The organism is Stenotrophomonas sp. YJH_SMC_27 (assembly GCF_059369815.1).
The window spans coordinates 226,854-249,127 of record NZ_JCAFTA010000008.1; the positions used below are offsets into that span (position 1 = coordinate 226,854).

The window sequence follows — 22,274 nt, forward strand, 5'->3', positions numbered from 1 at the left end:
CGGGGTAATCCGGCCGGCTTTTCCGTTCATGGGGCAAGGACATACACGGATGACGTTTCGCATGATGCACAGCACGCCGCCATTGCAAAGCATGGCGTCCACATGAGCCGGGTGCTGCGGTGGCGCAACGCATGGCAGCGGGTAGGGCTGGCACTGCTGCTCTGCCTGTTGCCGCTGCCAGTGCTGGCGGCGGCCGCGATCCCGGCACTGGATGACCCGGTGGTGGACACCGCCAACGCGCTGTCCGCCAGCACCCGCGCCACGCTGCGCGAGCAGGCATTGCAGCTGCAGGCACGCAAAGGCGCGCAACTGCAGGTGCTGGTGGTGCCCAGTGTTGGCGATGACGGCATCGAAGCCTATGCACAGCGCGTCTTCGAACAGTGGCAGCTGGGCCGCGCCGGTGTCGATGACGGGGTGTTGCTGCTGGTGGCAGTGCAGGACAGGCGCGTACGCATCCAGACCGGCTATGGCCTGGAAGGCACCATTCCCGATGCCTATGCCGCGCGCATCATCGACAAGGCGATCGTGCCGCGCCTGCGTGAGGGAGACCTGGACCAGGGCCTGCTGGACGGCAGCAAGGTGCTGGTGGCGTTGATCGATGGCGAGCCGCTGCCGCCCCAGGAAGATTCATCCGCACGCAACCTGTTGCCAGCGGATTGGCGCACAGGGGATTCGGTCGTTGCCCTGACGTTGCTGGTGGGGTTCCTGGCCGGTCTGTGGCGATCACCGCCGCGCCTGCTGGCCACCAGGACCGAGGCCGAGTTCAGCTTTAAACGCCGTGAGCGGCGGCGCAAGGCATTGGCAGCCAATGCGGCAATGCCCAGGCCGAATTGGCCGACATTGCCTGCCTGGGGTAGACCGCTGCTGGTAACGGCAGTGATGGCCGCTGGGTTGGTTTCGGCGACGCTGCTGCTGCCGCGGCATGTGCTGCCTGCGCTGTTCTTTGTGCTGTTACCTGCTGTACCGGTGGCGGCGCTGGTGGGGGGGGGCTGGCGTCGCAGCCGTGGTGTGCGCATCGTGCTGTGCGGCATGTTGGCCGTCAGTATCGTTTTCTTCGCGGTGATGCTGATCCGTGGCCAGTTGCCGCCCAGCCTTGCCCTGCACACGTTGCTGAACCTGGCGGTCGCCCTTGCCGCCATGCTGGTGTTCTTCCTGGTGCAGGCCGGCCGCGCGCGCTGGCGCAGGAACCGCAACAGCTTCGCCGTGCGGCTGGTGGTACTGGTGCTGTTGACCGGCGCCTATGCGCTGGGCGCGCTGCTGGCCATCGACCGGGCCAGCGACGAGAACGCACGCGTGTTGGCGATGATCGTGTCCAGCGTAGGCACGCTGTTCCTGTACTTCATCTGGCTGTTCACCCTGCTGCCCGGCGAAAAAGCACGCAGCGGACGAAGGTCGTCCCAAGGCTACCGTTCCTCGTCCAGCACCTCGTCGTCGAGTTCGTCCTCGAGCAGTTCCGGCGGCTGGTCCGGTGGTGGTGGTCGCAGCGGCGGCGGCGGCGCTTCGGGCAGCTGGTAGCTCAGGCCGCCCACACCCGCCAGCCCAGCGCGGCATCGCGCAGTTCGCCGCTACCGTTCACATCACCCACCTGCAGCTTCACGCCCTGCGCATTGGGCAGGTCTTTCTGCTCGGGGAACCAGCGCCGGTCCGCAGCAACCACGATCAGCAGGCCCTCGTCGTCGCCCACCGGCGCGAACTGCGGCGACGGCGGGCTGATCGGCTGCAGGCCGAAGCGCTGGCTGGACTGTTCGCGCACCGCGTCGACATCATGGCTGGGCAGGCCAACCTCGCTCAGGCAGGTCAGCTCGCTGCCATGGAAGGCGCCTGCGCGCGTGCTGACTGGAAGACGGCGCCGGCCGATCAACTCGAGGATCAGGCCGTCCGGGCCGGTGAAGTACACCGACTGCGACTGCCAGCTGCTCTCCAGCGCAAAGTAATCCAGGCCCTCAGGATTACGTTGCAGCGGGGTACGTTCGCGCAACCAGGCCATCGCCTCGCCGAAGCGGTTGTCCGGTACGTTGAAGGCCAGGTGCACGCCACCGACGGGGTAATCACCCGCCGGCTGCAGTTCGATGGTGCTCCAGCCGATGTGCACATGGTTGCCGACCACGCGCTGCTGCAGCACATCATGGAAATACGCGGCCACGGAAGCGACGTCGGATACCGGCAGGGTGAGGTGCAGCAGGCGCATGATCGATTCTCCGTGGACGCGCCCACTGTAGCGCCGGGCCACGCCCGGCGGCCACTAGCGCAGTGAATGGTCGAAGAACCGCACTGCTGCGTCCACTGTCTGCGCGTGGGTCTTTGCCTTTGGCACTGACGTGCTGCAGAGGTCCTGCAGCCGCTGCTGCCCGGTCGGGGTGCATGCGGCGAGGAAATCGTAATGGCCGACACCTGGCAGCAGCTGCAGTGCAGCGCCCGCAATCACCGCACGCGCGGCCGCGCCATTGGTCTGTGGCGGCGCAACCGTGTCAGCCTCGCCAAGCACAATCGACACGGGCAGCCGCAACGAGGCCAGCTGCTCGGGCGCGAAGGCCTGGATGATCGCCGGTGCCAACAGGAACACCGCGCGCACGCCGGGAATGGCGCGTGCGTCGTTGGCGTGGGACATCCACGGCGACAGCTCGGCCGACGCCGCAGCGGCAACACGCGCCTCCATCGTGTGCGTTGCCGCTTCCTGTTGAGGCCGGCAGACGCCGTCATCCGGATGCGCCGTGCAGAACGCCAGCAGTCGCTGCAGGTCCGGTTGCGCCCCAGCCGCCAACAGCGCGGTGTAGCCACCGGCCGAGAAACCGGCAACACCCAGGCGTTCAGGATCGACGTGCGGGCCCAGCACTGGATCGGCCTGCACGGCCGCCAGTGCCGCGCGCAGATCATCCGCGCGCAGCCAGGTCAACATGCTGCCATGGAGGGTCATCTGGTCGGCACCATTGTTGCCGGGATGATCGACCGCGATCACCAGATAACCTTTCCGTGCCAGCGCGGTGCCCAGCCAGCCCATCATGCGCGCGCTGCCGCCGTTGCCATGCGACAGCAGCAGTGTCGGCAGGCGAGCGCCTGCGGGCGGCGCATCCATCGCCGAGCGACCAACATCGAACAGGGGCGTGCCAGGCGGCCCGATGGTCACCTCGACTTCGCTGCTATCGGCCGGTGCCGGATACCACACCGTGTAGCGCAGGGTGTTGCGGTGCTGCGCATCGCGCACGGCGGCACTGGCCACCGTCGTGGTGCCATGGCGCTCGCCGGCTTTCCAGGTGTCGCCTGCGTGGGCGGAGAGCGCCGCTGCCATCAGCAGCAGCCCGACAATTGTGATGTTCACGCGCATCTTCAGCTCCATGTCAGCAGGGACGTTCGTCTACCGGCAGCCAGATCTCTACGCCGCCGTTGCCAGTGTGCTCGTTGAACCGGGCGTCGTAGCGCTCCAGGTCCGGCGCGTCGGCCAGGCTGAGGCCGGCGCTGGGCAGGTAGTGATCCAGCAACCAGAACCAGGTCGAGCGGATGGCCGAGATGTGCCCGCCGTGCCAGGCCACCAAGTAGCGTCGTGCGGGCACATCCACGCGCTGCCAGTGCGCGGGTACAGGGCCAAGTGAACCAATCGGCAGCGCGGCGATATAGTCGAAGCCGCCGTCGTCGTCGTTGTTGCAGCACACCCCAAAACTGACCGGGGCCGGCGCCGGCCATTCCCGGTTGAGCTGGGCCCACTGCCCGGGAATGGCACCGCCGCTGTTGCGGGTATGGCGCATGCCGATGCCGGCCAGCTGGAAGGCCGGGGTGTCGAGCAGCTGTGGCGCCTCAGCGCAGGCAGCCGGCGCCTCGTCCACGCGGATCGCCTGCACCAGCGCCAGCCCATCGGTGCCCTGTTCGCGTACCCGTTCCGGTGTCTGCCCGAACTGTTCGCTGAAGGCACGGGTAAACGCGGCATGAGTGGTGTAGCCCGCGCCAATCGCCACCTGCAGGATGTCGCATGCGCCGTTGGCCAGCCGCTGCGCGGCCGTTGTCAAGCGGCGCCCACGCAGGTAACGGACCACCGACGTGCCGGTGCGGGCCTGGAACAGGCGCGACAGATGGAATGGCGACAGTCCCACCGCAGCGGCGATATCGGCCAAGGCCAGCGGCTGCTCCGCATGGGTTTCGATGTACCACACCGCCTTGCCTGCCGCACTCATCCTGTCGTTCCATGAATCCGATGCTGGACACAGTAGCGGATCGGCAGGCGCGGCGTTTAGCAGTTCTTGCGCCTGCGCGGACTCAAGCTGTCGCACTGACGTCATGCCTCCTTCACAGATCGCGCCGAGACTGCGCGCCTTGTCCAGGCCTGGGATATCCCCAGCAGGTGCTGGCCCTGTCGCGTCCTCCCGGAGTCCTGCCGTGCATCGTTCGAAGCTTTCGCGTTCCATCCTCCTCGCCCTTTCCATGGCCAGCGCAGGAGGCGCGATCGCAGCGGAGGCCGATGCGGTCGATGCCGCAGGCGGCAGCCGCGCCGCGCCCACCCAGCTTGATGCAATGCTGGTCACCGGTACCCGTGCCTCCAACCGCACCCAGTTCGAAACACTGGCGCCGGTGGACGTGTTCAGCAAGGAAGACATCAGCTCCGTTGAATCCACCGACCTGAAGGACGTGCTTGCCCAGCTGGTGCCATCATTCGTGGTGCAGCGCCTGCCGATGGCCGACGGGCAGGTGTTCGTGCGTCCGGCCACCCTGCGTGGCCTGTCGCCGGACCAGACCCTGGTGCTGGTCAACGGGCGTCGCTTCCACCGCAGCGCGCTGCTCGGCAACCGTGGTGCACAGGCGGCCGACCTTGCACAGATTCCGACCAGCGCGATCAAGCGCATCGAAGTGCTGCGCGACGGCGCATCGGCGCAGTACGGCTCGGACGCCATCGCCGGTGTCATCAACATCATTCTTGAGGACGGCCCCGGCACCGGGATCACCGCCGGCTATTCGCAGTACGCGCAGGGCGACGGTGCCTCGCGCGACTTCAGTGCGCGCACCGGCTGGTCGCTGGGCGACTATGGCAGCCTGGTGCTGTTCGCCGAGTCGTCCAATTCAGACGCCACCTCGCGTACCCGCCAGCGCCCGGATGCGATCGCCTTCCAGGCTGTACATCCGGAGCTGGAGGTGCCCAACCCGGTGCAGCGCTGGGGCCAGCCGGAACTGGAGAGTCGCCGCGTCGGCTTCAACGTGAAGGCCAATGCCAGCGAGACGCTGGAGCTCTATGCCTTCGGCCTGTACAGCCACAGCGATGGCGTCAGCGATTTCAATTGGCGCAATCCGGACACCACCACCGGCGCCTACCGCACCACCGTCATCTTCCCGGGCTGGAACCTGCGCTCGATCTACCCGGTGGGTTTCAGCCCGCAGTACGGCAACGTCCAGAACGACCTGCAGCTGGTCGGCGGCCTGCGCGGCGAGATCACACCGAAGCTGCGCTGGGACGTGAGCGCCTCGTATGGCCGCAACGCCATCGACTACAGCCTGAAGAACTCGATCAATGCCTCGCTCGGCCCGGCCAGCCCGACCGACTTCGATCTCGGCCGCCTGACCCAGACCGAGAAGAACGCCAACGCCGACTTCAACTATGAGTGGGACGTGGCCGCGATGACCAGGCCGATCAACGTCGCCTTCGGTGGCGAGTTCCGCCAGGAGACCTACCAGGTGCGCGCCGGTGACCCGGCGTCATACGCGGTGGGGCCGGGCGCGGCTGCAGGCCTGGAGGCCAATTCCAATGGTGCGCCCGGTTTCTCGGCCAGCCAGGCCGGGCAGTGGAGCCAGCGCAGCAAGGCTGCCTACGTGGACATGGAGGTGCCGCTGGGCGAGCGCTGGAGCATCGGCGCGGCCAGCCGCTACGAGGACTTCTCCAGCTTCGGCAGCACGCTGGATGGCAAGCTGTCGGCGCGCTTTGCGATTACCCCGGACGTGGCCCTGCGCGGCACCGTGTCGACCGGCTTCCGCGCACCGACGCCGGCGCAGCTCAACACCACCAGCACCAGCCAGGGCCTGGACACGCGCACGCTGCAGATCTTCACCAGTGGCCGCCTGTCGCCGAACGATCCGCTGGCGCAGCTGCTCGGTGCCAGGCCGTTGAAGCCCGAAGAATCGCGCACCGCCTCGCTGGGCCTGACCTGGCGCACCGACCTGGGTCTGTCCGGCTCGGTGGATGTCTACCAGATCAAGCTCACCGACCGCTTCAGCCAGTCGGCCAGTTTCGCCATTCCGGCCGGTACGCCCAATCCGCTGGGCTATACCTCGGTGAACTATTTCACCAACGACTTCGATACCACCACCACCGGCGTGGACGTGGTCGGCAACTACCTGCGCGACCTCGGCGCGGGCCGCATGACGCTGACCCTTGCCTACAACTACAACCGCACCCGCGTGGACAACGGCAGCACCTCGGTGGCAACCAATGAGACCCAGCGCGTGCTGTTCGAAGACCGCCTGCCCGAGCACAAGGGCAGCCTGACCGGCAGCTGGGACATCGGCGCCTGGTCGCTGATGGCACGCATGCGCTACTACGGCGCCTGGACCGATTCCAGCGGCAATGCGGTGGGCGATATCTACCAGCGCTTCGGCGCGATGAGCTTCCTCGACCTGGCTGTGGGGTATCGCATCAATGAGCATCACAGCCTGCGCGTCGGCGCCGACAATGTGTTCGACCGCTACCCGGATGAGGCCACTTTCCAGGCCAGTCGCGGCCTGGTCTACTCGCGCAACGCGCCGTACGACACCGACGGCGCCAACCTGTACGCGCAGTACCGGCTGAGCTTCTGATGGACCCGACCCGCCGCTTCCTGTTGCGTGCCGGCTCCTTGCTGCCGGCCGCAGCCGCACTTTCTTCACTGCCCGCCATGGCTGCCACGCGTTACGCTGCGTCCATGCAGATTCCCGCAACGACCGTCGCGCCGGACGTGCTGGCCCGCGATGAAAACTACTGGGCCGCCGTGGCCAGCCACTTCGACATCACCGACGAAGTGAACCACCTGGAGAATGGCTACTGGGGCGCGATGGGCCGCGAAACGCTGGCCAGTTACCAGCGCCATACCGCTGAAGTGAACCGTGGCAACGCCTGGTATGGCCGTCATGCGTTCCCGGCGCAGTACATGGCGGTGCAGCGGCAGGTGGCCGAACTGCTGGGCGTGGGCGCGGATGAGATCGCACTGACCCGAGGCGCCACCGAGGCGATGCTGGCGCTGATCGGTGGCTACAATCGCCTGCGGCCCGGCGACCAGGTGCTGTACGCCGACATCGACTACGACAGCATGATCGGTGCGATGCGTTGGCTGCAGCAGCGCCGTGGCGTGCAGGTCGAGCGCATCGCGCTGCCGGTGGTGCCCGACCATGTGCAGATCCTGCAGGCCTACGAGGCCGCGTTCGCGCGGCTGCCACGCCTGAAGCTGGTGCTGCTGACCCAGGTCAGCCATCGCCATGGGCTGGTGCTGCCGGTGGCCGAAATCGCCGAACGTGCGCGGGTACGCGGCATCGACGTGATCGTTGATGCGGCGCACGGGTTCGGCCAGATCGACTACGCGGTGCCGCAGCTCAAGGCCGATTTCGTTGGCATCAACCTGCACAAGTGGATCGGCGCACCGGTCGGCGTCGGCGCGATGTATGTGCGCAAGGGCCGCGTTGCGGACCTCGACCCGTACATGGGCGAGACCGACGATGGCCGCGTGGGCAGCCGTGTGCACACCGGCACGGTCAACTTCGCCGCTTACCTGGCGCTGCCAGAAGCGATCGCGCTGCACCAGCGTATCGGCGCGGCCAACAAGCAGGCGCGCCTGCGCTACCTGCGCGAGCGCTGGACGGTGCCTGCGCGGCAGATGGCGCATATCGAAGTGCTGTCTTCGCCGGATCCGGCGCTGGCCAGCGCCCTGGCCAGCTTCCGCCTGCGCGGGCGCACCAGCGTGGCAGACAACATGGCGCTGCAGAAGCGCCTGCTGGACGAGCATCGCGTGTTCACCACCCATCGCGACGGGTTGGACTCCGGCGCCTGCGTGCGGGTGACGCCGTCGGTGTTCACCCGGCCGCAGCAGATGGATGCGCTGGTGCAGGCGCTCTCCGCCCTGGCCTGATCATGAACGGTAGTGCCGGCCGCTGGCCGGCAACCTCATGATCGTCGCCCACGAGCAGCTGCCGGCCAGCGGCCGGCACTACCGATCGGGTGGGTGCCGACCGTTGGCCGGCACATCCCATTCCACGCCTACCGCTCGATCGCCGGCAACGCATCGGACAACAACAACCGGTCAATCCGATGCAACGCACTCTCCAGCTGCCCTCGGTCCGCTGCCAGCCCCAGCGACAAACGCACGCCATACTGGTGCGAGACCCCCGGCGGACAAAACGCCGATGACGGCGCAATCGCCAGCCCCTGCAACTGGGCGGTACGCACCAGCGTGGCATCGGTCCACGGCGCCGGTATCCGGCACCACGCATGCAGCCCTTCCGCGCGCTGCAGCAGCGACGGTGCCAGCAGGTAACGCGCCATGCGCATTCGTTCGCGTGCCTCGGTGCGTACCTGGGCCAATAGTGATTGCGCCGAGCCATCCAGCAGCAGCTGGCTGGCCAGCGCCGACACCAGCGGATGCCCCATCAGTCGCGTCGCCCGCAACGCCGCCGTCATCGCCTCGGCGTGCACAGCGCTCGGGCATTGCACGAATGCGGTGCGCAGGCCGGGGCTGATCACCTTCGACAGCGTCGCTACATAGAACACATGGCGCGGTGCCAGTGCTGCCAGGGGTATCGGTGCCTCTTCGGCGAGGTGCCAGTACGGATCATCTTCAATCGCCAGCAGGCCTTCGCCTTCCAGCACACGTGCCAGCACCTCGCGCCGCTGCAGCGGCAGGGTCAGCGCGGTCGGGTTCTGGCAGGTGGGGTTGAGATAGACCAGGCGCGCGCCGCTTTCGCGCGCCTGCCGCAGCAGCGCTTCAGGGCACATGCCGTGTTCGTCGCTGTCCACCGGCATCAGCCGACGCCCCAGCGCCGCTGCGGCCTGCAACAGGCCCGGATAGACCAGCGCATCGCACAGGATCGCGTCGCCATCGCGGCCCTGGCTGAGCAGGATCGCGGCCAATGCCACCTGCGCGCCTTCGGTCAGCAGCAGGCAGTCGTCATCCACGGCGCCCAGCATCGGCTGCAGCCAACGCGCCGCAGCATGGCGATCAGTGGGGTTGCCGCCACCCAGGTGATACGTCATCAGGTTCGGCGCGTTGCTGCGTGCAAGCACGGCGGCGGCACCACGGCGCAGCGTCTCTGCCAGCGCGTCGGCGTCGGGCACCGGCGGCACGTTCATGCTCAGGTCCACCACTTGGTCGAAGCCGGCCTTGGGCGGTGCGATGAAACTGCCCTGTGGCCCGCGCGCTTCGATCAGGCCGCGTTTGCGTGCTTCATCGAATGCCCGCGTTACCGTGGTCAGGTCGACGCCGAGCTGCTGCGCCAACGCGCGCTGCGAGGGCAGGCGCTGCCCCGGTGCAAGACCGCCGCGGCGCACCGTGCGCTCCAGCGAATTGACGATGCGCAGGTAGATCGGCCCGTTGTGCGCGAGCACGTCCTGCACCCATTCGCGGGCTGCGACATCCGGTCGCGGCATGTACGGAGCATGTCGGGGCGTATCGTTGCTTCCGACGGCGGGAGCCTGTCCATAACCATCGGTCGGTTCGGACAGGTGACCGCCGTTGTTGTTTGCGGCGGCCGAACCGGCCCGCGTCGGTGATGTCATTGCGCGTCCTCAGCGCTTGGCCTGCCAGGGGCAGTAGCAGCCCACGGCAAGCAGTCCTTTCGGGCGCACGGTTTCGCCGCGCACCAGTCTGTCCAGCAGCGGTTCGACGAAGCTGTTGGCCGAGTTGCAGACCATGCCGATGCTGTACGGGCCGGCATACGCCAGATGGCCGTGCCGGTCCCAGATCGCCACGGCAGGGCTGGCCGGGATGTGTTCGATACCGTCGATGGTCGGCAGGTTGATCACCTTGTTGCGCAGCGGCTCGGGCAGCGCGCCCTGCGTGCCAGGGCGGCGGATCGCGTAGAAGTCGATGCCGGCACGGCGGTACATGCTGATCAGGTAGCTCAGGTGCGCACCGGTCTCGCGGTTGCACACGCCGCAGGCCGGGTCCCAGAAATGCACCACGCGGATGCGGCCGGTATCTCCGGCCAGATCGGCCGGCAGGCGCAGCTGCGAGTCGTCGAAGACGATGGCCTGTTCGGTGAAGGTGGACTGCGCGCTGTAGCCGAAGTACTGCCACAGCGCAGCCGCCACGCCGGCCATGAACAGGCAGGCGAGGGCGATCATCGTCGGCAGCAGCCAGCGGCGACGCGGCGCGGCTGCGCCCATCAGGACGCGTCCCCGCCGAACTTGTGCACGTACTGCTTGCGCATCTCGCGGCAGGAGTCGGCCTGCGCGCGGCGCTGGATCTCGCTACGCGACGGATCCTCGCTGCGCTGCACGCACTGGTCGATGGCGTGGCGCTCGGCGGCCTTTACGTCCACGGTCTGCGGCTGCAGGCAGACCCAGGCCAGCGCGGCCAGCATCAGCACCACAAAGCCACCGCACCCGGCCATCACCAGGTGGAACTTCAGTTTCTCGGCGCGCATCGATGCACGTCCCTTCATCCATACATTGCATACAAAATATCATTTTGTATGGATTGGGCGCCATGCGTTCGGTTCAGACAATGGCGTTGTGCCGGGCCTCGGGAACTTCGGACAGGATCTCGTTCAGCTTGGCCAGCGCCCCGGCCAAAGCGCCCTGGTCGACCGCGCCGCCCAGCGACAGGCGGATGGCGTTGCCCGGCGGCGGCTCTTCCACGCTGAAGGCGTCCGAGCTGGCGATGCCCAGCCCCTGTTCCTGCGCGGCCTGGATCAGCCGGTACTGGTCCAGCCGTGGCGGCAGCGGCAGCCATACGTGCAGGCCGGCCGGGTGCGCCCGCGCGCGGGACGGCAGGTACCGCGCCGCAATCGCCTGGCGCTCGCGCAGCTCCTGCTGGAAGCGCCGTACCATGTCCTCGGCCTGGCCGCTGCGGATCCACTGTGAGGCCACCGCCACCATCGACTGGGTCGGCATCAGCGCGATCGCACGCAGGGCGTCCAGCACCGGTTCCATCGGTTCGCCGGCCGGCACCACCAGGTAGGCGGTGCGCAGGCCCGGTGCCAGGCACTTGGAAAGGGTGGAGATGTAGTAGACCGGGCAGCCGGCGTCGCGGTGGGCGGCCAGCGGCGGCGCGGCATCACCGGCCAGCAACCAGTAGGGATCGTCTTCGATCACGGTCAGATCGTGGCGCTTCGCCACCGCCAGCAGGGCCTGCCGGCGCTGCGCCGACATCGTTGCCGTGGTGGGGTTCTGGATGGTCGGCACCAGGTACAGCAGGCGCGGCCGGCGCAGCTGGCAGGCTTCTTCCAGCGCCTCGGGCAGCATGCCTTCAGCGTCCATCGCCACCGGCACCACGCCCCGCTGCAGCACGCGCGCGGCGGCCAGCAGGCCCGGGTAGGTCAGCTGTTCGGCGGCGATCAGCTCGCCCGGCTGGGTGCGGGCCAGGATCAATGCGCACAGCGCGGTCTGCGCACCGGGACAGATCACTACCTGGTCAGCGCCGACCGTACCCAGCATCGGTACCAGCCACTGTACGGCGGCGGCGCGGTCCTCGCGGGTGCCGGCGCCGACGTGGTAGCTCATCAGTTCGCCCTGGCCCAGCTGCTGGCCCACGTGCTGGAAGCCGGCCTCCATGCCCTGTGCGAACGGCGCGCTGCCCAGCAGCGGCGGGATGTTCATGCTCAGGTCGACCGAGGTGCTGCGGTTGCCGGCCGACAGCGCAATGAAGGTGCCGCCGGCGCCCTGCGCATCGAGCAGGCCGGCCTGGCGCAGCTCGGCAAAGGCACGGGTGACCGTGGTCAGGTCCACGCCCACCTGCTGGGCCAGGTCGCGCTGCGGTGGCAGGCGGTCGCCCGGGCGCAGCACGCCGTCATCCACCGCTTCGCGCACCTGCTGGGCAATCTGCAGGTACAGCGGGCCGGCACCCTCGCGGAAGGGGCGGACCCAGGTGCGATTGGGATGTTTCAGGCGGCGGCCGGCGGCAGGTGGCGTCATCGGTCAGATTTTTCCATACGTGCAGATGCACAAGTCCATACAATGTTGTATCTTGTATGGGCTTGATTGGAGTGGTTCGCCTGCTTGTAGGCGACCTCGTACCCACAGTGTAGCCGCTCCACGCCCGGGCGCTGCGCGCAGGCGAGCCGGTCAAGCGCGCTTCTTCAACAGGGTTGACCTCCAATGAATATCTGCTGGAACCGCATCCGCCTGGCGCTGGTCGCTCTGGCCTGCGTCGGCCTGTCGGGCTGTGACTGGGTGCTGCTGGATTCGAAGGGCATGGTCGGGCTCGCCCAGCGCGACCTGATCCTGATCTGCATCGGCCTGATGCTGATCGTGGTGATACCGGCCATCGTGCTGACCTTCGTGTTCGCGTGGCGCTACCGCGCCGGCAACACCAAAGCGAAATACACGCCGGACTGGTCGCACTCCACCAAGGTGGAGATCGTGGTCTGGGGCGTGCCGCTGATCATCATCGCGGTGCTGGCGGTGATCGTGTGGAAGTCGACCCACGAGCTGGACCCCTACAAGCCGCTGGACGTGGCTGGCGAACCGCTGCACGTGGACGTGATCGCCACCGACTGGAAGTGGGTGTTCGTGTACCCGGACCTGGGCATCGCCACGGTCAACCAGCTCAACTTCCCGGCCAACCGCCCGCTGGCATTCAACATCACCTCCAACTCGACGATGAATACCTTCTTCATCCCGCAGCTGGGTGGGCAGATCTACGCGATGGCCGGCATGCGCACGCAGCTGCACCTGATCGCCAACGAACCCGGCCAGTTCCGCGGCATGTCCGGCAACTACAGCGGGCATGGCTTCTCGAACATGAAGTTCATCGCCACTGCCAGCAGCAACGAAGACTTCGAGCGCTGGGTGGCCGAAGTGCGCAGCGCGCCCGACGCGCTCAGCTTCACGCAGTTCAAGGCGCTGGCCGCGCCGTCGAAGAACGCACCGGTGCAGCACTTCTCCAGTGTTGAACCGCTGCTGTTCAAGAAGGTCATCGACCAGTTCATCGGCGTCGGTGAGAACACCGCTGCTGCTACCCCGGCCGGCGCTGCCGGTGGTGCCCAGGTTTCCCAGGAGTAACGAACATGTTGGGTAAATTGACGTGGGAGGCCGTGCCGCTGCACGAGCCGATCGTCGTGGTCACATTGGCGGCCATGGTGCTGGGTGGCCTCGCGCTGCTTGGCGCAGTGACGTACTTCAAGCTGTGGGGCCCGCTGTGGCGCGACTGGTTCACCACCGTGGACCACAAGAAGATCGGCATCATGTACGTGGTGGTGGCGCTGGTCATGCTGGTGCGCGGCTTCGCCGACGCGCTGATGATGCGCGCACAGCTGGCCGCGGCCGGGCCAGGCAGTGACGGCTTCCTGCCACCGGAGCACTACGACCAGATCTTCACCGCGCACGGCGTGATCATGATCTTCTTCGTGGCCACCCCGTTCGTGGTCGGCCTGATGAATATCATCGTGCCGCTGCAGATCGGTGCGCGCGACATGGCGTTCCCGTTCCTCAACGCCTTCAGCTTCTGGATCTTCGTGGTCGGCGCAGCGCTGATGATGATCTCGCTGGGCGTTGGCGAATTCGCCATGACCGGCTGGGTGGCCTATCCGCCGCTGTCCGGCATCGAGTTCAGCCCAGGCGTGGGTGTTGATTACTACATCTGGGCGTTGCAGGCATCCGGTATCGGCACCTTGCTGACCGGCGTCAACCTGTTCATCACCATCCTGCGCATGCGTGCGCCGGGCATGACCCTGATGAAGATGCCGGTGTTCACCTGGACCGTGCTGGTCACCAGCGTGATCATCATCGCCGCCTTCCCGATCCTGACCGTGGCGCTGGGTGCGCTCACCCTGGACCGCTACCTGGACTTCAACTTCTACACCAACACATTGGGTGGCAACCCGATGATGTACGTGAACCTGGTGTGGGCCTGGGGCCATCCGGAGGTGTACATCCTGGTGCTGCCGGCGTTCGGCATCTTCTCCGAAGTGACCGCCACGTTCGCGCGCAAGAAGCTGTTCGGCTACAAGTCGATGGTCGGCGCCACGCTGGCGATCGGCATCCTGTCGTTCATCGTCTGGCTGCACCACTTCTTCACCATGGGCTCCGGTGCCAGCGTCAATGCCTTCTTCGGCATCATGACGATGATCATCGCCATCCCCACCGGCGTGAAGATCTTCACCTGGCTGTTCACCATGTACGGCGGCCGCGTCGAGTTCAGCGTGCCGATGCTGTGGACCATCGCCTTCCTGGTCACCTTCACCATCGGTGGCATGACCGGCGTGCTGCTGGCCATTCCGGGCGCGGACTTCCTGCTGCACAACAGCCTGTTCCTGGTCGCGCACTTCCACAACACCATCATCGGCGGCGCGCTGTTCGGCTACCTGGCCGGCTTCGCCTACTGGTTCCCGAAGGTGTTCGGCTTCACCCTCAACGAGCGCCTGGGCAAGTGGTCGTTCGCCTGCTGGGTGATCGGCTTCTACCTGGCCTTTATGCCGCTGTACATGCTGGGCTTCATGGGCATGACCCGTCGCATGAACCAGTACGACAACCCGGCGTGGACGCCGTACCTGATCGCCGCCTTCATCGGCGCGCTGTTCGTGTTCGCGGGCATCATCCTGATGCTGGTGCAGATCTACGTCAGCGTTCGCGACCGCAAGCGCAACCTGGACCTGACCGGCGACCCGTGGAACGCACGCACGCTGGAATGGGCCACGCCGTCGCCGCCGCCGTTCTACAACTTCGCCGTGGTGCCCAAGGCCGATGAGCTGGACGCCTTCCACGAAGCGAAGAAGCGCGGCCTGCCGCCGCCGCCGAAGAAGTACGCACCGATCCACATGCCGAAGAACACCGGCGTGCCGCTGATCCTCAACATCTGGATCCTGGTGCTGTGCTTCGCCCTGGTCTGGCACATCTGGTGGATGGCCGCGGCCAGCTTCATCGCGATGATCGTGACCCTGATCGTGCGGTCCTACGACGAGGACGTGGACTACTACGTCAGTTCCGAAGAGGTGGCGCGCACTGAAGCGGCCAACCTTGCCAAGCTGAAGGAGGTACGCGCATGAACCTGTTGACCCGCCCCGAGCTGGCCAGCGACACGCAGGCGCACGAGGACCACCACGAGCACGACCACGGCCACGAACAGGGCGGCATGAAGGTGTTCGGCATGTGGGTCTACCTCATGTCCGACCTGGTGCTGTTCGGTTCGCTGTTCGCCTCGTACGCGGTGCTCAGCACCGCCTACGCCGGCGGCCCCACCGGCAAGGAGCTGTTCTCGCTGCCGTTCGTGATGGCCGAGACCTTCCTGCTGCTGGTCTCCAGCATCACCTACGGCCAGGCCGTACTGGCGATGCATCGCCACGACACCTCGGCGGTGCTGCGCTGGCTGGGCGTGACCTTCGTGCTCGGTGCCTCGTTCATCGGCATGGAGATCTACGAGTTCTCGCACCTGATCCACGAAGGCGCGGGCCCCAGCACCAGTGCCTACCTGTCGGCGTTCTTCGCGCTGGTCGCCACCCACGGCTTGCACGTGGCCAGCGGCCTGATCTGGATGGCGGTGCTCATGCACCAGGTCTACCGCCGTGGCCTGACCCCGACCAACATCACCCGTGTGTCGTGCCTGAGCCTGTTCTGGCACTTCCTGGACCTGGTGTGGATCTGCGTCTTCACCTTCGTCTATCTGATCGGAGCCTTCTGACATGGCCCACGTCGAAACCTCGCGCGCAGGCAATGCGCACGGCTCCACCAAGTCCTACCTGATCGGCTTCGTGCTGTGCGCGCTGCTGACCGTGGTGCCGTTCGCACTGGTGATGAACCCGGTGCTGTCGCGGCCGCTCACGCTGTTCCTGCTGGTTGGCTTCGCGGTGGCGCAGATCCTGGTACAGCTGGTCTATTTCCTGCACATGGACCGCAAGTCCGAAGGTGGCTGGAACCTGGCCAGCTTCGTGTTCACCCTGGTGATCCTGTTCATCATCGTCGCGTTGTCGGTGTGGATCATCTGGAGCATGCACTACCACATGATGATCAACTGAGCCTGCGAACCGTGAAAGGCATCGCGTTCCCCCAACGTGGCCTGCGGCTGGCCGCAGGCCTGCTGCTCGGCCTGCTGGCCGGTTGCAGTGCGCAGTCGCGCATGGACTTCTACTCCAAGGACATCGCCTGCGAAGAGCTCGGCCAGCACTGGTCGATGCCCGACAGCCGCGGCGCCTTGCGCGGGCCCAAGGATCTGGAGGGGCAGGTGACCTATCTGTTCTTCGGCTTCACCAGCTGCCCGGACGTGTGCCCGACCACCATGGTCGAGCTCAGCCAGGTCAAGCACCTGATGGGCAAGGATGCCGACCAGCTGCAGGTGGTGTTCGTCAGCGTTGACCCGGCCCGCGACACCCCGGAGGTTGCGCGGACCTACGTGGAAGCGTTCGACCCCAAGGCAATCGCGCTGGTCGGCAACGAAGCGCAGCTGGCGGCGATGGCCAGCGACTTCAAGGCGTTCTACGAAAAGGAACCCGGTCAGGTACCGGATACCTACACGATGAGCCACATTGCCGGCGGCTACGTGTTCGACCGCCAGGGTCGACTGCGCCTGTTCGCGCCCTATGGCATGCCGGTGGACAAGCTGTTTTCCGACGTGCAGCGCCTGCTGCTGGAGCCCGCTCATCCCGCCGCCGGCAACGACGCACTGGCCAGCTGCAGTCTCAAGCAAAGCGACACACTCGCCGCGCGCTGACGTCACCTCCACCGCGGTGGGTGCCGACCGTTGGTCGGCACTTCCCCACACACCCATCCCCGGCCGGCCAGGAGAGCCAACCGGCCGGGGCACCGCTCAACGCCTTACTTGGTCTCTTCCCACTGCACCACGTCCGGCTCGGTGGCGCGGATACCGGCGGTGGACAGCAGCCTGGTGGTCGCATCCAGCGCCGCGTTCACCGACGGGTACTCCACGATGGCCTGGCCTGAAGCCTTCGACACCTTCACCACGGTACCGCCAGTGGCGGCGGCTGCGCGCTGGGCCGAGGCTGCATCGGTGAAGAACACCTTGACCCGCGAGGTCGCCACCACCGGCGCGCCGTCACGGGACACCGCCGCCGCGAACTTGCCGGCACCGGCATCAGCAGGCGCGGCGGTGGCGCCATCCAGCGAACGCTTGGTACGCGCGCTGGTGGTCGCCGCCGCCTGCGGGGTGATCGTGAACTGGCCGCCGCTGGCCTGCTTCACGGTGGCCGAGGGCGACAGCTGGAAACGCGTGCCGCCCACGTCGAACGAGCGGCCGGTAGCGGACGCCTTCAGTTCCTGCGCATCCACGGTCGACAGGGTCCTGGCCGGAGGGGTCTGCCCCGAGCTCTGTGCCCAGGCAGGGGAGGTCATCGCCGCGAAGGCGAGCGTGCTCAACAGAATGGTCGTCTTCATCATCAGTGCCCCAGAACGCGGATCTTGAAGAATTCGAGGTTGCCACGCGATGCAGCGGTCGCGGCCTGCCCCATGTCGGTCACTTCCAGCGTCCAGGTGCCCGTGGCATTCTCATCCAGGAAGGCATTGCTGGACAGCAGGTCCCAGCTGGTGAAGTTGCTCTGCGCGCCACCCGTGCCCGAGCCGATCGCGGTGAACGCCGGCTGCACCACGCTGCGGGTGCCGCTGGGCGACACCAGCACGAACTGCAGCTGGCGCGTGTTGCGGTGGTTGACCCGGAAGCCCAGCTGCACGCTCTCGATGTTGCGCGCGCCGTTGGCCAGCTGGAAGGTCAGGCGTGCGGCGGCGGCCGAGGTGTTGCCGATGGCCACGGTACGCGTGGTGTTGCGCCAGCCGCTATCGACCAGCGCACCGAGCGACTGGAAGTTCTCGGCCACCTGCACCGCGCGTGCAGCGTTGACCACGCCGAAGCCATACCAGTTGCTGTAGGCACGGCCGGCAGCATTCACCGTCCAGCCCGGCACCAGCGTGCGGCCGTCGGCCAGCGTCACCGCCGGCTGGTTCGGGTGGTTGCGGGTGGCGGTGGTGGCCAGGATGTACTTCACATCGCGATAGGACAGGTTCGGATTGGCTTCCAGCACCAGCGCCGCCACGCCCGAGACCATCGGCGCCGACGCCGAGGTGCCGTTCATCTTGGCGGTGTAGTTGCAGGTGTTGTCGATGGCCGACAGGTTGCTGTCCAGCGTGTTCTGGCGGTTGGTGTTGGTGTTGCTGCCCTGCGCGCACCCGGTCACGTCGGTGGTGACGATGGCCGGGTCGTAGGCGCGTGCCACCAGGCCGGGCGCGTACTGCGCCTGCAGGCCGTACTCGCCGCCAAAGGCCGACACCCACAGCGCCGAGCCGGTGGACGAATACGACGAGCGCACGCCATCGGCGCGCACCGCGCCTACGGTGATGACGTTGAACAGGTTGTTGCGCGGGTCGCGGCCAGCCGGCACGCAGCCGGTGTTGCGGTTCTTGGTGTCGGTGGTGCAGACATCCTGGGTCTGGCTGATCGAGGCATTGTTGAAGTTGTTGCCGGCCGACTTCACGTAGATGCCGCCGCGGCCACCGCGCGTACCCGACAGCGCCTGCTCGTACGAACGAATCGTGTTTTCGCTGTACGCCAACGGCAGGTTCGGATTGCCCGGGCCGGCGCCCCAGCTGTTGTTGAACACCTGCACGTCGGCCGACTCCGCGCCGTCCCACCAGGCGTACTCGATGTTGCTCTGCTGGTTGCCCAGGGCCGAGCGCGAAATCGGGTTGAAGCCTTTCAGCGTCGCCGCCGGCGCCACACCGCGCACGCCCAGGTTGTTGGCGCCCACCGCGCCCGCAATGCCGCCGACCATGGTGCCGTGGTTGTCGACATCCGGGTTGGTCGGGGTGGGGTTGTTCGAGCCATTGGTGAAGTTCTTGCCGGCCACCGCCGCCACGTTGGCGGCCAGGTCCGGGTGCGCGATCTGCAGGCCGTCATCGACGATGGCGATGGTGACGCCCTGGCCACGGATGCCATTGCGGAACAGGCCATCCACGTTCAGGTCGTTGCCGGCCACCGGCAGGGTGTCAGCCGGGACCGTCTGCCCGGTGTTGAGCAGGTGCCACTGTATCCCCGCCAGTGGATCGGCCTGTTGGGCCTGGGCGGTGACGGCCAGACTGCCCAGCACCAGGGCAGTGGCAAGGGCCAGGCGCGCAGAGCGCGGTGGCGCGGAGCGTTGCGTGTGTCGCTTCATACACGAATCCTTCTGTTGTGAATCGGCATGGCAGGACGGCGGGGCGGAACTGCCCCATCGCAACGAGCCAAACGCGACACAACGAAGAACCCCCTACCTCTTCACACACCCAATCTGCAGATATGCCGATTGCGTCACAAACGCTTATGCCGCCGAGGAATAAAAGCCGGCGGTCGCGGCCCTCCTGCCCGTGCCATCATCGTTGGGCCGTCTCTCGCGGCCCCTTGCACAAGGAAGACCGATGGTCAGGAAAGACCCGGACACCGAAACCCCCGTGGACGAGGCCTTCCGTCCCACCCTGGCCTGGATGGCAAACGAGATCGCGGCCGGCCGTGCGCCCCACGCAGCGAACGTGCCCGCGTGCAGCGCCGACACCTGGGATGTCATCACCGGCATCATCACGGACTACGGGGAAACCCTGGTGCAGCTCCCCGAGGCCAGCTGGGAAACATCGGTCAGCCAGTGGCATGGCGAGCGCTGGAAGGTCCTGGTTGACCTATACACGGCTGGGGAAGGGCGAAGTGATCTGGTAATGGGTGTGGATATCGCCGAAACCGAAACCGGCTTCGAGTACAGTCTGCACCTGGTCTACGTTCCCTGAGGAGGCACGATGAAGCCGAAGCAATTCCGTCTGACCGCCGAGCAGATCATGCCTCTGCTGGAAGGCTATGGCGGATGCATCGCCACCGATCGCATCACCGTTGATGGCCAGCCCGTGGGTTACTGCTATCGCGAGGCGCCCGACAACGAGTTGGACAGTGGCTGGCGATTTCTTGCCGGTGACGAAGCCGAAGATTACTTGGACGAGCCGGGAAACTCCGGCGTGTACGACGTGAACACCATCGCCAACTGCGATCGTGCCGTCCTGGCAGTGGTAGACGCGCCGGCGGGTACTGAGTTCGAACGCACTGAAGACGGCCGGTTGCTGCCCGTCTGATCGGTGATGCCACGTGTTAGACGGCACCCATCCTGGTGGGTGCCGACCGTTGGTCGGCACATCCGTCCAAGCTTGCCGTCACTCCCACCGGTCATCATCGCGCGCCCTCACATCGCGCTGTGCTACTACAGCCCGTGCACCCTTCCGCACGGAGCACGATGATGGTCAATCCGCTCGCCCAGGCCCATCGCGGCCTCGGCACCACACTGTTCAGCCTGTTGAACCCGATACCCTTCGGTTTCTTCGTCGGCGCACTGATCTTCGACGCGATCTACCTCAACAGCGCCGAGGTGATGTGGGGCAAGGCAGCCGCCTGGCTGATCACCTTCGGCCTGCTGATCGCCATCGTGCCGCGCCTGATCAACCTGTTCGCGGTCTGGCGCCGCAACGGCACGGCCACCCGCATCGACCGCATCGACTTCTTGCTCAACCTGGTCGCGGTGGTGCTGGCCATCTGGAACGCCTTCGTGCACAGCCGCGATGCGTACGCCGTTGCGGTGCCGGGCACGATCCTGTCGGCGCTGACCGTGGCCCTGATTGCCCTGGGCCTGATCCTGCTGTCACTGCAGCCGCCGGTGCTGCAGGGAGGTCGTCATGGCTAAGCACATCCTGCCCACCGTCGCCGCGCTGGCACTGGCGGTCACCCTGTCGGCCTGCGCGGGCAAGGCCGAATACCACCCCGCTGACCAGTCCGGCGCACAGCCGCCGTTGCCGGCACCGAAGAACTTCCTGATGCCGCCGATGCAGGTGCCCAAGGGCGTCGGCTGGGCCGACGGCCAGTCGCCCTCGGTGGCAGAGGGCCTGAAGATCGAGCGCATCGCCGCCAACCTGCTGCATCCGCGGCGGCTGTTGACCCTGCCCAACGGCGATGTGCTGGTGGTGGAAGGCAACGGCCCCGGCGAAGAACCGGTCACCACGCCCAAGCAGTGGATTGCCGGCAAGGTGAAGGCGCGCTCGGGCAAGGCCGGCAAGGGCGGCAACCGGGTCACCCTGCTGCGCCGCTCGCCGGGAACGAACACCTGGACCCAGCACGTCTACATCGAAGGCCTCCACTCGCCGTTCGGCATCCAGCTGATCGGTGACACGCTGTACGTGGCCAACACCGGCAACATCATGCAGTACCACTACGTGCCCGGCGAAACCCGCATGTCCGACAAGGGCCGCGAGTTTACCGACCTGCCCAGCACCATCAACCACCACTGGACCAAGGAACTGCTGGCCAGCCGCGATGGCCGCAAGCTGTACGTGGGCGTGGGTTCCAACAGCAACATCACCGAGAATGGCCTGGCCGTCGAATACCGCCGTGCGGTGGTGCTGGAAGTGGACGTGGCCACCCGTGGCAGCCGCATCTTCGCCTCGGGCATCCGCAACCCGACCGGGCTGGACTGGGAACCAAGCACCGGTACGCTGTGGGCCGTGGCGAACGAGCGCGACGAGATCGGTGCCGACCTGGTGCCGGATTACCTGACCTCGGTGAAAGAAGATGGTTTCTACGGTTGGCCCTACAGCTACTACGGCCAGCACGTGGACGAGCGCGTGCAGCCGCAGCGGCCGGACCTGGTGGCCAAGGCGATCGTGCCCGACTACGCGATCGGCTCGCACGTGGCGCCACTGGGCCTGCTGTTCTACACCGGCCAGGCACTGCCGGCGCAGTACCACGGCGGCGCCTTCATCGGTGAACACGGCAGCTGGGACCGCTCGCCGCTGAGCGGGTACGAAGTGGTGTACGTACCGTTCAAGGACGGCAAGCCGACCGGGCGGCCACAGACTGTGGTCAGTGGCTTCGCCTCGAAGGACGAGAAGACGCTGATGGGTGCGCCGGTGGGGATGGCCATGGATGCAGAGGGCGCGCTGCTGGTCGCCGACGACGTGGGCGACGTGGTGTGGCGGGTGTCGGCCAAATAGCTGTGTAGCGTCGAGCCACGCTCGACTGCTGTGGATCCGGCCTTTGTAGAGCCGAGATCCTATGTTCGTGGTCAAGCCTGCTGGAAGCAGGCTTGACCCACTTTCAGCATGGCCGGGTCAAAGTCCCGGCCGCTCTTGAAGACGCCCCAAGCGATCCTGGCCAGCTTTCTGGCCAGGATGTTGA

The 22,274-nt window shown here is 66.7% G+C and carries 21 protein-coding genes and 1 pseudogene; 12 read left to right on the forward strand and 10 right to left on the reverse strand.

The window, feature by feature from the left end:
- Positions 1 to 102: 102 nt before the first annotated feature.
- Positions 103 to 1,515 carry a TPM domain-containing protein gene (locus AC5P7R_RS13795; RefSeq protein WP_478436078.1) on the forward strand — a complete coding sequence of 471 codons (1,413 nt, stop codon included), beginning with the start codon at positions 103 to 105 and terminating at the stop codon, positions 1,513 to 1,515.
- A gap of 1 nt (position 1,516) precedes the next feature.
- Here the strand turns inward: AC5P7R_RS13795 and AC5P7R_RS13800 are convergent, their stop codons facing one another.
- The 3 genes from AC5P7R_RS13800 to AC5P7R_RS13810 are packed head-to-tail and all read right to left on the reverse strand — an operon-like array spanning position 1,517 to position 4,163.
- Positions 1,517 to 2,188, reverse strand: coding sequence for a VOC family protein (locus AC5P7R_RS13800; protein WP_478436077.1), 672 nt, complete (start codon positions 2,186 to 2,188; stop codon positions 1,517 to 1,519).
- Positions 2,189 to 2,242: 54 nt separating this feature from the next.
- Positions 2,243 to 3,286, reverse strand: a complete 1,044-nt coding sequence (locus AC5P7R_RS13805) for an alpha/beta hydrolase family protein (RefSeq protein WP_425605105.1) — start codon at positions 3,284 to 3,286, stop codon at positions 2,243 to 2,245.
- 49 nt (positions 3,287 to 3,335) lie between these two features.
- Entirely contained in the window at positions 3,336 to 4,163 is an 828-nt protein-coding gene (locus tag AC5P7R_RS13810; protein ID WP_134735142.1) for an AraC family transcriptional regulator, read from the reverse strand.
- Positions 4,164 to 4,365: 202 nt separating this feature from the next.
- Between AC5P7R_RS13810 and AC5P7R_RS13815 the strand changes: the two genes are divergently transcribed.
- Positions 4,366 to 6,768, forward strand: coding sequence for a TonB-dependent receptor plug domain-containing protein (locus AC5P7R_RS13815; protein ID WP_478436076.1), 2,403 nt, complete (start codon positions 4,366 to 4,368; stop codon positions 6,766 to 6,768).
- Positions 6,768 to 8,069: an aminotransferase class V-fold PLP-dependent enzyme gene (locus tag AC5P7R_RS13820; RefSeq protein ID WP_478436074.1), complete on the forward strand. Its 1,302-nt coding sequence runs from the start codon at positions 6,768 to 6,770 to the stop codon at positions 8,067 to 8,069. The genes AC5P7R_RS13815 and AC5P7R_RS13820 overlap by 1 nt, the downstream gene beginning before the upstream one ends.
- Before the next feature lie 128 nt (positions 8,070 to 8,197).
- On the opposite strand, the gene AC5P7R_RS13825 is transcribed toward AC5P7R_RS13820, so the two are convergent.
- From AC5P7R_RS13825 to AC5P7R_RS13840, 4 genes are read right to left on the reverse strand one after another with little or no spacing between them, the layout of a single operon-like run.
- A complete protein-coding gene (locus AC5P7R_RS13825; RefSeq protein WP_021201964.1) occupies positions 8,198 to 9,712 on the reverse strand; it encodes an aminotransferase-like domain-containing protein in 1,515 nt (504 codons plus the stop codon).
- A gap of 9 nt (positions 9,713 to 9,721) precedes the next feature.
- Positions 9,722 to 10,321, reverse strand: a complete 600-nt coding sequence (locus tag AC5P7R_RS13830) for a DUF6436 domain-containing protein (RefSeq protein ID WP_021201963.1) — start codon at positions 10,319 to 10,321, stop codon at positions 9,722 to 9,724.
- Positions 10,321 to 10,599: a hypothetical protein gene (locus tag AC5P7R_RS13835; protein ID WP_021201962.1), complete on the reverse strand. Its 279-nt coding sequence runs from the start codon at positions 10,597 to 10,599 to the stop codon at positions 10,321 to 10,323. Before AC5P7R_RS13835 ends, AC5P7R_RS13830 begins: the two co-directional genes overlap by 1 nt.
- A 55-nt stretch (positions 10,600 to 10,654) precedes the next feature.
- Positions 10,655 to 12,070 (reverse strand): aminotransferase-like domain-containing protein, encoded by a 1,416-nt coding sequence (locus AC5P7R_RS13840; protein WP_021201961.1) that lies wholly within the window; start codon positions 12,068 to 12,070, stop codon positions 10,655 to 10,657.
- 183 nt (positions 12,071 to 12,253) lie between these two features.
- Here AC5P7R_RS13840 and cyoA point away from each other — a divergent pair, with 183 nt between their 5' ends.
- From cyoA to AC5P7R_RS13865, 5 genes are read left to right on the forward strand one after another with little or no spacing between them, the layout of a single operon-like run.
- Positions 12,254 to 13,159, forward strand: coding sequence for a ubiquinol oxidase subunit II (gene cyoA, locus AC5P7R_RS13845; RefSeq protein ID WP_010482114.1), 906 nt, complete (start codon positions 12,254 to 12,256; stop codon positions 13,157 to 13,159).
- Between the two features lie 5 nt (positions 13,160 to 13,164).
- Positions 13,165 to 15,141, forward strand: coding sequence for a cytochrome o ubiquinol oxidase subunit I (gene cyoB, locus AC5P7R_RS13850; protein WP_006474876.1), 1,977 nt, complete (start codon positions 13,165 to 13,167; stop codon positions 15,139 to 15,141).
- The gene (gene cyoC, locus AC5P7R_RS13855) at positions 15,138 to 15,773 is read left to right on the forward strand and encodes a cytochrome o ubiquinol oxidase subunit III (RefSeq protein WP_021201960.1); all 636 of its coding nucleotides are present in this window, start codon (positions 15,138 to 15,140) and stop codon (positions 15,771 to 15,773) included. The genes cyoB and cyoC overlap by 4 nt, the downstream gene beginning before the upstream one ends.
- 1 nt (position 15,774) lies before the next feature.
- Positions 15,775 to 16,107 carry a cytochrome o ubiquinol oxidase subunit IV gene (gene cyoD / locus AC5P7R_RS13860; RefSeq protein WP_005411473.1) on the forward strand — a complete coding sequence of 111 codons (333 nt, stop codon included), beginning with the start codon at positions 15,775 to 15,777 and terminating at the stop codon, positions 16,105 to 16,107.
- Between the two features lie 11 nt (positions 16,108 to 16,118).
- Positions 16,119 to 16,799 carry an SCO family protein gene (locus tag AC5P7R_RS13865; protein WP_058978982.1) on the forward strand — a complete coding sequence of 227 codons (681 nt, stop codon included), beginning with the start codon at positions 16,119 to 16,121 and terminating at the stop codon, positions 16,797 to 16,799.
- A gap of 104 nt (positions 16,800 to 16,903) precedes the next feature.
- Here the strand turns inward: AC5P7R_RS13865 and AC5P7R_RS13870 are convergent, their stop codons facing one another.
- Together AC5P7R_RS13870 and AC5P7R_RS13875 are read right to left on the reverse strand one after the other, a co-directional pair.
- A complete protein-coding gene (locus AC5P7R_RS13870) occupies positions 16,904 to 17,482 on the reverse strand; it encodes a hypothetical protein (protein WP_021201958.1) in 579 nt (192 codons plus the stop codon).
- The gene (locus AC5P7R_RS13875; protein ID WP_021201957.1) at positions 17,482 to 19,248 is read right to left on the reverse strand and encodes a S8 family serine peptidase; all 1,767 of its coding nucleotides are present in this window, start codon (positions 19,246 to 19,248) and stop codon (positions 17,482 to 17,484) included. The genes AC5P7R_RS13870 and AC5P7R_RS13875 overlap by 1 nt, the downstream gene beginning before the upstream one ends.
- Positions 19,249 to 19,489: 241 nt before the next feature.
- On the opposite strand from AC5P7R_RS13875, the gene AC5P7R_RS13880 reads away from it, so the two are divergent.
- From AC5P7R_RS13880 to AC5P7R_RS13895, 4 genes are all read left to right on the forward strand, one after another.
- Positions 19,490 to 19,849, forward strand: coding sequence for a DUF7668 domain-containing protein (locus tag AC5P7R_RS13880; RefSeq protein WP_021201956.1), 360 nt, complete (start codon positions 19,490 to 19,492; stop codon positions 19,847 to 19,849).
- A gap of 9 nt (positions 19,850 to 19,858) precedes the next feature.
- Positions 19,859 to 20,185, forward strand: coding sequence for a DUF2185 domain-containing protein (locus tag AC5P7R_RS13885; RefSeq protein WP_021201955.1), 327 nt, complete (start codon positions 19,859 to 19,861; stop codon positions 20,183 to 20,185).
- A 161-nt stretch (positions 20,186 to 20,346) separates the two neighbouring features.
- Positions 20,347 to 20,787, forward strand: a complete 441-nt coding sequence (locus tag AC5P7R_RS13890; protein WP_021201954.1) for a DUF2231 domain-containing protein — start codon at positions 20,347 to 20,349, stop codon at positions 20,785 to 20,787.
- A complete protein-coding gene (locus AC5P7R_RS13895; protein ID WP_021201953.1) occupies positions 20,780 to 22,090 on the forward strand; it encodes a PQQ-dependent sugar dehydrogenase in 1,311 nt (436 codons plus the stop codon). The genes AC5P7R_RS13890 and AC5P7R_RS13895 overlap by 8 nt, the downstream gene beginning before the upstream one ends.
- 71 nt (positions 22,091 to 22,161) lie before the next feature.
- Here the strand turns inward: AC5P7R_RS13895 and AC5P7R_RS13900 are convergent.
- Positions 22,162 to 22,274: pseudogene (locus tag AC5P7R_RS13900) on the reverse strand (IS110 family transposase); the annotation flags it as partial.